The sequence below is a fragment of the Streptomyces sp. MBT65 genome, from assembly GCF_016612545.1.
Taxonomy (GTDB): Bacteria; Actinomycetota; Actinomycetes; order Streptomycetales; family Streptomycetaceae; genus Streptomyces.
Genome location: NZ_JAENRY010000053.1, coordinates 24937 through 34438, shown reverse-complemented (window position 1 = coordinate 34438; position 9502 = coordinate 24937). Strand labels below are relative to the sequence as shown.

11 protein-coding genes are annotated in these 9502 nt (G+C 67.5%); 1 reads left to right on the top strand and 10 read right to left on the bottom strand.

Annotation, left to right across the window (positions count from 1 at the left end):
* The 5 genes from JHN63_RS14680 to JHN63_RS14660 all read right to left on the bottom strand — a co-directional run.
* Nucleotides 1-396, bottom strand: a 396-nt coding sequence (locus JHN63_RS14680) for an NAD(P)/FAD-dependent oxidoreductase (RefSeq protein ID WP_200680528.1), incomplete at its 3' end; no start/stop codon positions are given.
* Nucleotides 393-2405: a LodA/GoxA family CTQ-dependent oxidase gene (locus JHN63_RS14675; RefSeq protein WP_200680520.1), complete on the bottom strand. Its 2013-nt coding sequence runs from the start codon at nucleotides 2403-2405 to the stop codon at nucleotides 393-395. The genes JHN63_RS14680 and JHN63_RS14675, both read right to left, overlap by 4 nt.
* Before the next feature lie 97 nt (nucleotides 2406-2502).
* Nucleotides 2503-2973 carry a hypothetical protein gene (locus tag JHN63_RS14670; protein ID WP_200680512.1) on the bottom strand — a complete coding sequence of 157 codons (471 nt, stop codon included), beginning with the start codon at nucleotides 2971-2973 and terminating at the stop codon, nucleotides 2503-2505.
* 444 nt (nucleotides 2974-3417) lie between these two features.
* Nucleotides 3418-3921, bottom strand: a complete 504-nt coding sequence (locus tag JHN63_RS14665; protein ID WP_200680510.1) for a cupin domain-containing protein — start codon at nucleotides 3919-3921, stop codon at nucleotides 3418-3420.
* A gap of 411 nt (nucleotides 3922-4332) precedes the next feature.
* Entirely contained in the window at nucleotides 4333-4869 is a 537-nt protein-coding gene (locus tag JHN63_RS14660; RefSeq protein WP_200680508.1) for a dihydrofolate reductase family protein, read from the bottom strand.
* 89 nt (nucleotides 4870-4958) lie between these two features.
* Here JHN63_RS14660 and JHN63_RS14655 point away from each other — a divergent pair, with 89 nt between their 5' ends.
* On the top strand, nucleotides 4959-5462 hold the full coding sequence (locus JHN63_RS14655) for a MarR family winged helix-turn-helix transcriptional regulator (protein ID WP_200680506.1): 504 nt from the start codon (nucleotides 4959-4961) through the stop codon (nucleotides 5460-5462).
* A 222-nt stretch (nucleotides 5463-5684) separates the two neighbouring features.
* Here the strand turns inward: JHN63_RS14655 and JHN63_RS14650 are convergent, their stop codons facing one another.
* The 5 genes from JHN63_RS14650 to JHN63_RS14630 form a co-directional block, all read right to left on the bottom strand.
* A complete protein-coding gene (locus tag JHN63_RS14650) occupies nucleotides 5685-6557 on the bottom strand; it encodes a helix-turn-helix domain-containing protein (protein ID WP_267953764.1) in 873 nt (290 codons plus the stop codon).
* Nucleotides 6484-7053, bottom strand: a complete 570-nt coding sequence (locus JHN63_RS14645; RefSeq protein WP_200680491.1) for a carboxymuconolactone decarboxylase family protein — start codon at nucleotides 7051-7053, stop codon at nucleotides 6484-6486. Before JHN63_RS14645 ends, JHN63_RS14650 begins: the two co-directional genes overlap by 74 nt.
* A gap of 279 nt (nucleotides 7054-7332) precedes the next feature.
* Complete coding sequence (locus JHN63_RS14640) at nucleotides 7333-8394, bottom strand: IS3 family transposase (protein ID WP_374222917.1); 1062 nt, start codon at nucleotides 8392-8394, stop codon at nucleotides 7333-7335.
* Nucleotides 8391-8759, bottom strand: a complete 369-nt coding sequence (locus JHN63_RS54660; protein ID WP_200680489.1) for a transposase — start codon at nucleotides 8757-8759, stop codon at nucleotides 8391-8393. Before JHN63_RS54660 ends, JHN63_RS14640 begins: the two co-directional genes overlap by 4 nt.
* A 161-nt stretch (nucleotides 8760-8920) precedes the next feature.
* Nucleotides 8921-9484: a DUF4240 domain-containing protein gene (locus JHN63_RS14630; RefSeq protein ID WP_234476760.1), complete on the bottom strand. Its 564-nt coding sequence runs from the start codon at nucleotides 9482-9484 to the stop codon at nucleotides 8921-8923.
* Between the last annotated feature and the right edge of the window lie 18 nt (nucleotides 9485-9502).

Here is a 9502-nt window from a genome sequence, read left to right as displayed (position 1 = left end):
TACGGCCGTGCCCTCGGCGACCTCCGCCCCCGCCGCGCGGGAGGCGTCGCGCAGTCGCTGGTCGAACAGCCGTCGGTCGAGGTGCCAGCCATGGCCGTGCGGGTCGTTGATGAAGTCGACGGTGTGCAGGTCGGCCGAACCCCAAGCCGAAAGACTGCCGTAGCAGGGCAGGTGTCCGGAGTCGAGAACGCGGTCGGCTATGCCGAGGTCGCCGAGCAGGACCCGCCCGGCGGGTACGAGCGTCTCGCCGACCTTGGGCGGCCCGGTGCCGGCGTCCGCCAGCAGGACCGAACGGCCCGCCCGGGCAAGCATGAGCGCGGCGGCGCTGCCGGCCGGGCCGCCGCCCGCCACCACGACGTCGTAGGTGTCCGCGCCGAGAGCGAGGGCGGCGCTCACCGCGCGTCGCGGAAGGGGTCGAGTTTCTCGAGGTATCCGGCGGTGATCTCCTCCTCGCGGTAACCTGTCGCCCTGGCCGCTTCGCCGACCGCCCGTGCCGCCGACTCGGCTTCGGGGGCGAGCATTCCCTCGGGCGAGCGGCCTGCCGCCGCGGCCAACACGTGCGGACCCACCTCGGGCACCTGCACGTTGACGAGGTTCGCCCTGTCCGGTGCCTGAGCGAGCGGTTGTGCCGGGCGCGACTCCACCAGGATCCGTTCGGGGAACTTCCCGTCGCCCACGGTGTAGTCGCGCACCTCGACGACGCCGAGTTTGAACCAGTCCTTGATCATCTGGGTGCGCTGCTCGTTCATGGTGCCGGTGAGTCCGCGCAGCCAGGTCGCCCGCCGCTCGAACGCCTCCTCCCGGGCGCTGTCGTCGCTCCCTGCCGACGGCGTGTTGACCTTCTCGAAGTCCTCCAGCTTGAGCACATGGTTGGGTACCTGGGCAGGCCAGAAGGTCGGCAGGTACGGGCTGTACCGGGGCCCCAGGTTGGCCAGCACCTCGTAGCCGGAGCGGCAGCTCGCGGTGTCCGCCTGCCAGGGGGCGGCCATCCAGCGGGTGAGGTCTCCGGGGCCCTGTGCCTGGAGGGGGCCAGTGGCGGAGACCGCCTCGTCCGGAAGCAGGGTGGGCCCGTAGTCGGGTTCCGCGGTGGCGGGGGCGCGGTGCCGGATGCGGAAGGGTGCGCTGAACATGCTCGCGTGCCTGATCGGCCAGGTGACCTCGATCCCCGGGTGGAACGCGTCGGCGGCGCAGCCCTCCAGGGCCGCCCGGTCCAGCAGCCCCGGCTGCTCAGCGGCCGGGGCCGCGTCGACCGTGGGGCGCGGCTGCCGCAGGGGTCCGGCCACGAACGCCCCGTCCGCCCAACGCTGCAGCATCCAGTCCTGGGTCGGTGACAGCGCCAGGTGCTGAAGCGCGGACTTGGGCTTGCTGGACATGGCGTCGCCGTACAGCCAAGGCCACGGCAGCGGGGACTTTCCGTCGCGGTTGTAGTCGCGCAAGGAGGCGTACACCTGGCGGCGCAGTTCGCGGGTTCGGTTGGACGGATCGGCGAGCCTCTTGCGCATCGTCGGGGAGAGGAAGAAGTTGGGGCCGTTCCAGCCGAACTGGGTCGCGAAACCGTGGTTGACCCACTGCAGATCGCAGAACCTGCGGAATATCGGCTCGATGTGGTCGGTGTACGAGATCTGCTGCGGGCGGGTCAGCGAACCGGCCTGGACGAAGACGTCGAAGAGCAGGTCGTAGAGGGTACGGACGGACTTCACGCCGGGGGCGTAGTGCGGAGGTCCCACCACGACCCAGGCCGGGACGGCGGTCAGATCGTGGCCGTCGATTGTGACCTTCGCTGTCACCGGGCCGTCGGACACGTCGTCGTACCAGGTGTCGTTGTTGGTGACCCCGGTGATCGGCTGGTTCTTGTAGGAGGCGGAGTTTCCCCGGCCGCCGAGCACCACCAGGCGGCCGTCGGAACGGGTGGAGATCTCGCCGAGGTACACCGCCTTGTCCATGACCTTGCCGGTGTCGACCTTCTGCGTCTCGGTCTTCGAGCCGTGAACGGTGCGGGTGCCGGGATCGTTGACCAGCTTCTTCCTGTCGGTGCCCACGACGGCGGCGTTGCGTCGGCCGTACTGCTCTGCCGTGAGCGTCTTGCCCTCGGGGATGTCCAGCGCCAGATGGAACTGATACCAGGCGGCCTTCTTGTTGGCCAGATGCACCGTCCACTGGATCTCGGTGACACCCTCGCTGCCCGGCTTCAGTTCCCGTACGACCTCCCCGGCGGCGTTGTAGCCGTACACACGGAATCGTGCGGCCTGCCTCCGTATCGCCCCGGAAGCGTCCTTGTAGGAGCCGGCGTCCGCTGGTTTCTGGTCCGGTGATTCCGGGCCGATGAAGGGTGCCTCTGCGCTGTTGCCGACCCGGGCGACACCGATGGCGGGGTGGATCTTCACCTGCACGATGTGACTGTCCATCAAAGAACCCTCCGTTGTGGATTCAACCGGTCGAAGGTACGTGATCGCACATGAAGAGGGCGCAGGCCGAGCTCGCGTTCCGAGGGCGGGGTTCGGGTCAGGGTCCTACCCGACGCCAGTCCGTCACAGGGCCGGGGTCCGTGTGGTCCGCAGGCAAGAACTGCATCTCCAGATTGCTGGGCGCGGCAGAACGTTCTGGCTCCTCCTGCCCGCTGAGGAGGAGTTTGAAGACCGACTTCTCCCTGGTCTCGTTCAGCGGATTCCGGGTGCCGAGCACCGGTGAGTGCTGGTCTGCCATACGCGTGTCGTTGACGACGGCCAGGCGCGCGAGGTCCCGGAAATTCAGCGGCAGCACGTTGCCGCGGCCGCTCTGGAGAATTCTCTGGCCGTCGATCCCCAGTACGGTCAGCAGGTAGCGGGAGATGTTCTTCTTTGACTTGGCGTTGTGCTTGAACTTGAGAGCCTCGTCCGCCGGCTCCGACGGCACCTCTCGGAGATCGTGGTTGAACACCTCGATGGTGTCGCCGCCGATGGCACGGGACAGGGTGAGACTGCGGCCGTCGCTCACTCGTAGGCCCAGGAGGATGCGGGTGTAGCCGTCATCCTCCGGAATCGCGGCTCTTTGTGGTTGGGCGGGCGCGTCCGGTCGGCGGCCCGGCACGCCAGCCCGTACGCGGCCCGCTCCCCCGGCTCGTGCCCGTGCCCTTCCACGTAGCCGACGGTCGTGGCCGCTCGGACGCGCCGATTCAACACCACTTGCAGCACTGGATCGTGGTGCGCGAACCGGTACCGTGGCACGAGACCCCAGACGCAGGTGCGGACGGCCCGGTGGTGCCCCTTCGCGATGGCGCGGCGGAGGACATCCGCACCTTCCGGCGCCATCGCCCCCGCCCGAGCCCAAGGCCTGCCCAGCGCCCTGGACCTGGTCCGAACCGACGCAGCACGTGGAACACGGCTGGACCACACACTCCTCAGCAGCTGGCAACAGCGCGTCGTGGGGGCGCCGCACTCTTCACTTTCCAGGCCTTGGCCGCAGGGCGTTCCAGGCGGCGCTGTTGTGGAAGTAGGTGTCGTAGAGTTCCTGGACCCCGAGCAGGCTTTCCGGCGGGACCCTGCCGTGGGCGATGCGTTCCAGGTGGCGGAAGTATTCGAAACGTTCCACGCCGGGGGTGATGACGATGAGGATGTCGGCGTTGAGGCCGGGGGCGGCGGCGAAGGCGTGGGCTGTTCCGGGTGGTACAACGACCAGGTCGCCGGTCTGTGCGGTGACGATCTGGTCGCCGGACAGCAGTTGGGCCGTGCCGTCGAGTATGTAGAACAGTTCGGCGGCGTTGGCGTGGTGGTGGGGTCTGGCACCGTCGGCTCCGTCGGTGAGGGTGACCCGCTGGGTGGACAGGGCGCCGCCCGTGGAACTGCTGTCGGCCAGCAGGCGGATCGTGGTGGGAGCCTGGCCGATGGCCTCGGATTCGCCGCCGCGTACGACAACTGATTCGGCGAAGTCGACGATGAGTGACATGGTGCTGCTCCGTGGGTTTGAGATGGGGGGCCAGGCGGCGAGCCGCGGAACCGTGTTGATCAGGACGACGGCTGGAGTGGCGAAGCGGGATGCCGAACGCCACGGTCTTCGTCTCGCCGTCACGTAGTCCGCTTGGGCGTCGACCAGTGGGAAGTCCGTGGACGGCGGTTGCGGGAGCGGGCTGCACCAGGAGCCGAACGCTGACGGAGAAGATCAGCAGCTCCAGGCCGATGGCCGGACCACGGCGAAGAGGCAGACGTCAGCCTTTCTCGTCTCCGACAGCACCAGGTTCCAGATCAACGGCTTCAGCGCGGTGAGCAGGGCCTGGGCGCTGGCAAGGACGAGGTCAAGTGATGATCACTGGCCGCCACGGTCACGACCTGACAGCTGGCCGCAGGCCGGCGGAGGTGGTCAGGAGGCCTGCGTGTAGATCTGGAGGATCACTCCGGTGGAGAAGGTCTGGGCCGATGCCAGTCGCAGTTCGACGGTGTCGAGGTCGTCGAACCACCGGGCGCCCTTGCCGAGCACGGTCGGGTGGACGAACAGTTGCAACTGGTCGAGCAGTCCCGCGGTGAGCAGTGAGCGCACGAGGGTGAGGCTGCCGGTCACGGCGATGTCCTTGCCCTCGGAGTTCTTGAGCGCCTGGAGCCCGCCGAGCACGTCGCCGCTGATGATCTCGGTGTTGTTCCAGGTCGCCTCGGCCAGGGTGTTGGTGACGACGTACTTCTTCTGGTTGTTCATGAAGCCGGCGAACTCATCCTCGCTGGAGGGCCAGTACGCCGCGAACTGCTGGTACTGGACGCGGCCGAGCAGCATTGCGTCGGACTCGGCCATGGCCGCGCCGACGGCGTTGCCCATCTCGTCGTTGAAGTAGGGGAAGTGCCAGGTGTCGGGCGCCTCGGCCACGCCGTCGAGGGACACGAACAGACTCGCGATGATCTTGCGCATGAGGACCTCCAGGTGTTCGGAACACGTATAGTTCGATGCCTAGATAGTAAGGCGTCAAACTATCTCTCGTCAAATAGTATGATGGCAGCATGCGTGAGAACGATGAGGTCGACACGGTGATCGAGCAGTGGCGACGGGAGCGGTCCGACCTGGACTTGTGGCCGGTCGAGGTCCTGGCGCGGGTGACGCGGTTCGCCGCGATCATGAACCGTTCCTTCGACGAGGTCTTCGCCCGCCACGGCCTGCGAAACGGAGAGTTCGACGTGCTGGCCGCGATCCGCCGGTCCGGGCCGCCCTACGTGGTGATCCCGTCGGTGCTGTCCGAGCAACTGATGCTGTCCCGGGCCGGGATGACCAACCGCCTCGACCGGCTCGACCGGGCAGGCCTGATCCACCGGCAGCTGGACCCCGAGGACCGGCGCAGCTTCCTGGTGACACTCACCGACAAGGGCATGGCAACCCTCGACGCGGCCATGAGTGACCACGCCGCCAACGAGGCCGCACTGCTGTCCGGGCTGTCCCAACGGCAGCAGCACCAGCTGGACGACGCGATGTACACCCTCCTGCAGGCGGCCAAGAACCGCGACATCTGAACGCGCTGAGCGCCGGCACGTCTCCCTTGCTCAGCCGGTACACCAGGGCAACGGCGTCATGGAAGGCTCTGCCGTCAGCACCGACCCGTCGAAACAGCTGCCCGCAGCGGTGGCCGAGGTCGTCCTCGCGGCCGACGAGGCCGCCTCCCCGTTGGCCCTGCGCTCCAAGCCCTCGCCAGTGTCGGTGCACAGGTGGTCGAGCGCATCGACCGCGCCGCTGAGTCAGAGCTGCGCTGCCTCGGTGAGTTGACGCGCGTGCGATCGAGTTTCGTCGTTCATCGGGAAGAAGCACTCGATGCGCAACTCCTGCAGCGTCACGTCCTGCGGTGTCCCGAGCGTCGTGACGGTGGAGAAGAAGTCGAACCGCCGGCCACCGTGCACGTACTGGATCGGCACGATCGGCAGCACCGGCGTGGCCGCATCGAGCGACCGCAGCGAGGCCGGCACCCCTGGGTAGTCCAGCACCTCGTCGAGGATCCGCTGGGCGCGCTCGTCGGTGACACCCCCGATCGCCTCCCGGCGCGCGCGCTGGACCAGCGCCTCCGCAACGTCCGGCCAGTTCGTCACGTGCCGGCGGAGGCCGTCGGGGTGGAACATCCGGCGCAGCACGTTCGCTGGTCCAGGAGCTGTCTTCGCCTGCCCGTCATGGAGGAAGGCGAAGAAGCGGCGAGCGGCGGCGTTCGTGTGCCGGATGTCCCAGCTCCGGTCCATCACCAGGGCTGGGAAGGGCTCCTGCTGCGTCAGGATGGTGTCGAGCGCGTCGCGGACGGCGGCGAGCGACGGGGCGTCCAGTTCGGACTCCGGGTATTCGGGCGCGAACCCGGCCCTGAGCAGCAGGGTGTTGCGTTCGCGCAGGGGTACGTCGAGCACCTCGGCGAGCCTCAGGACCATGGCCCGGCTGGGATTCGCGCGGCCGGTCTCGAGGAAACACAGATGGCGGATCGACACCGCAGCCTCGGCGGCCAGAGCCAGCTGGCTCAACCGCCGGACGCTCCTCCAGTGTTTCAACAGTGGACCGACCTCAGACACCACTCGAGTATCCCGCAGTCCACGCGTGCGGCTGCACCGCCGCCTCCAGCGGTGGCCGGGCGACATTCGCGGTGTAGTTCGTCATCGCGGAGATCGCCACCCCGGTGATCACTTCGAACAGTTGCTCCTCTGTGAAGCCGGCCGCCGTGAACGCGGCCACGTCCGCCTCATCAAGCCGGCCCCGCTTGTCGATGAACGAGCGGGTGAGCGCCGACAGCGCCGCCATCCGCGAGTCGGTGGGAAGATCGCCGCGGCGCAGGGCCTCGACCACGGCCGGTTCGACCCCGTCCGCGAGCGCCTCCAGCGTGTGGAACGCGACCGCCCATTCGCTGCCGTTGGCGACCGCGTTGGACAGAAGCAGGACCTGCCGTTCGTCCGGGCCGAACGTTCCGCCACCCCGGAAGTGCCCGAACGCGGAGAAGAAGGTGTTCAACAACGCCGGCGAGTTCGCCATGAGCCCGGCCGCGGCCGGAACGAACCCGAATGCCCCCTGCAAGACCGTCAGCGGCTCCTTCGCGGCTTCGGACGCGGTGTCGGCGGTGTGGATCTGGTAACTGGTCATGACTCGGAGTCTGCGGCAGCCACGACGTCGAACCAATTCTCTCGGAGGTAAATGCGCGTGATACCGCTCGCGCGTGGTCACCGCAGCAGTTCGACGGGGCCGGCAGCTGAGCCCGCGTTGTGCTCCGCGTCGAGCGGGCTCACCCAGCACCCCCGACGACCTTGGGCCGGATCTCACGCTCTTCGGTCACGTCGTCCGGGTCCAGGACACGACTCGCGACCGGGATCAGCACTACGACGACTCGGAACCTGTCAAAGCGATCAAGGCAGGTAGTGCGGTCTATCCCTGTGCCGGGATCGTTTGATCGTCGTGCCGGAGGTCGGCGGGCTTGTTGATCCAGGCGGCCTCGGGGAGTTTCGGGGGTTCGGGGGCCCCGCGGACGAATCTCTCGGGGTGCTGCCGGTAGACGCTCGTGAGGACGTCGGCACGCATCTCGCGGAGCTGGTCGGCGAGGCCAAAGTGCACGTCGAAGGGGGTGTGCATGGCTATTCCGGAGTGCCGGTGGGCGAGGTTGTACCAGTCGAAGAAGCCGGTGCACCATGCGCGGGCGTCCTCGATGCAGCCGAACCGCCCGGGAAAGTCATGCCGGTATTTGAGGGTCTTGTACTGACTCTCCGAGTACGGATTGTCGTTGGAGGTCTTGGGCCGCGAGTGTGACTTGGTGACGCCCAGGTTGTTCAGCATCTGCGCAACGTTGTGGGCGATCATCGGTGATCCGCGGTCCGAGTGGATCGTCAACTGGCCTTGCCGGACGGGGTACTTGGCGATCGTCGAGGACAGGAACTGCTCGGCCAGCGTCTTGTTCTCGGATGCGGCGATCATCCAGCCGACGGTGTAGCGACTGTAGATGTCGATGATCGTGTAGAGGCAGAAATAGCTGCCCTTGACCGGGCCCTTCAGCTTCGTGATGTCCCACGACCACACCCGGTTGGGTGCGGTGGCGATCAGCTCGGGCTTCTTGCGCGGCGGATGCGTGGCCTGCCGGCGCCGTTCGCGGACCTCGCCGTGCTTGCGAAGGATCCGGTACATCGTCGCCTCCGAGCACAGGTAGATGCCGCGGTCCAGCAGCACCGCGCAGATCTCGGCGGGCGCCATGTCGACGAACTCGGCCGAACGCAGCACGGCCAGGACCTTCGCCTCCTCGGCCGCCGTCAGGGCCCGCGGATGCCGCTTGCGCTCCCGCTTCGGCCGCACCGGAGCCGGGGACGTGCGGTGGTGCCGATACCAGGTCGCCCGGCTCAGACCGAGTGCGGCGCACGCCTGCACCCGTCCTACCAGCAACGACAGCGATTCCAGGGCCTTGGCGCGGGCGGCCTCGAAGACCCCTCCCGCTGCCGTCACGGCTTCTCGCCCGTCGTCCCGTCGCTGCCCGTGGCGAGTTGATCCAGCAGCGCGGAGAGTTTTCCCTGCACCTCAATGACGGTGCGGGCCTTGCCCAACTCGTTCTCCAGCCGGGCGACGTGGGCTTCCAGCCTGGCAATCTCCTTGTCTCTGGGATCCGCCTTCGGCCGGCCCGCAGGGGCGGCGAGTGCCGCCTTCGCGCCGTTGTCCCGCTGCTGGCGCCAGTTCGTGATCAGTGACGAGTACAGGCCCTCGCGCCGCAGCAGGGCACCCTTGCCCTGCTTGTCGAGCGTCTCGTACTCGGCCAGGATCCTCGTCTTGTACTCCGCGGAGTACCGCCGCTGCCCGGTCGATCGGGGTGTCACCTACGGATCCGGGGCCCCGTGGTCGTTGGTGCTGGCCACTACGGGCACTCCTCCTTCTCCGCCCTCGACTCAATGAATCATCCAGTATGCCTGGCTTGAGTCACTTTGACAGAGAGGGGACCGGCCTCGATGAGAGCCAACGCATTGAGCGTGACACGACCTCATGAGTCAGCACGGAGCGGGAACATGACGCTCAATCGCGGCAGTCTACGAGTTGCCTCTGCTTCATCCCTGACATTCCAGCGTTCCCCCGCCAACCCCCGGTTGACCACGTGCTCGCCGCGCTGAGCCCGCACCGCGGCATAGAACTCTTCGCCACACGGATCTGGATTCCCGGTCACAAACCCGTAGGCTTCCGACGCCACGTAGTCCAGCAACTCCCACCCAGGCCAGTCCTCGCCCCAGTCCCTCCAGCTCCTCCCGGTCAACGCCAGCACCTCAGACGCATCAGCCAGAGCGTCCGGGTCAAGCACCGCTCGCCCGAAGATCTCGCCTCCGAGCCCGACCATCCAGAGGCCAAAGTAGTCGAAATCGTCGTCCGAGCACCGGCCGCCGAAGATCCGCTCAGCTGCAGCAACCAAGTCCCAGTGGAATGTCTGACGGGTTACCTGGTCGAGGCACAGCTGGAACTCGACGATCTCCACCTGCGACCTTCGCGACAGTTCATTCCGCAACCAGGCAAGTCGCGCATCCCTGCCCTCCGACTGTCGTCGGCAGGTCTCCATCAGTTCCCAGAAGGATTC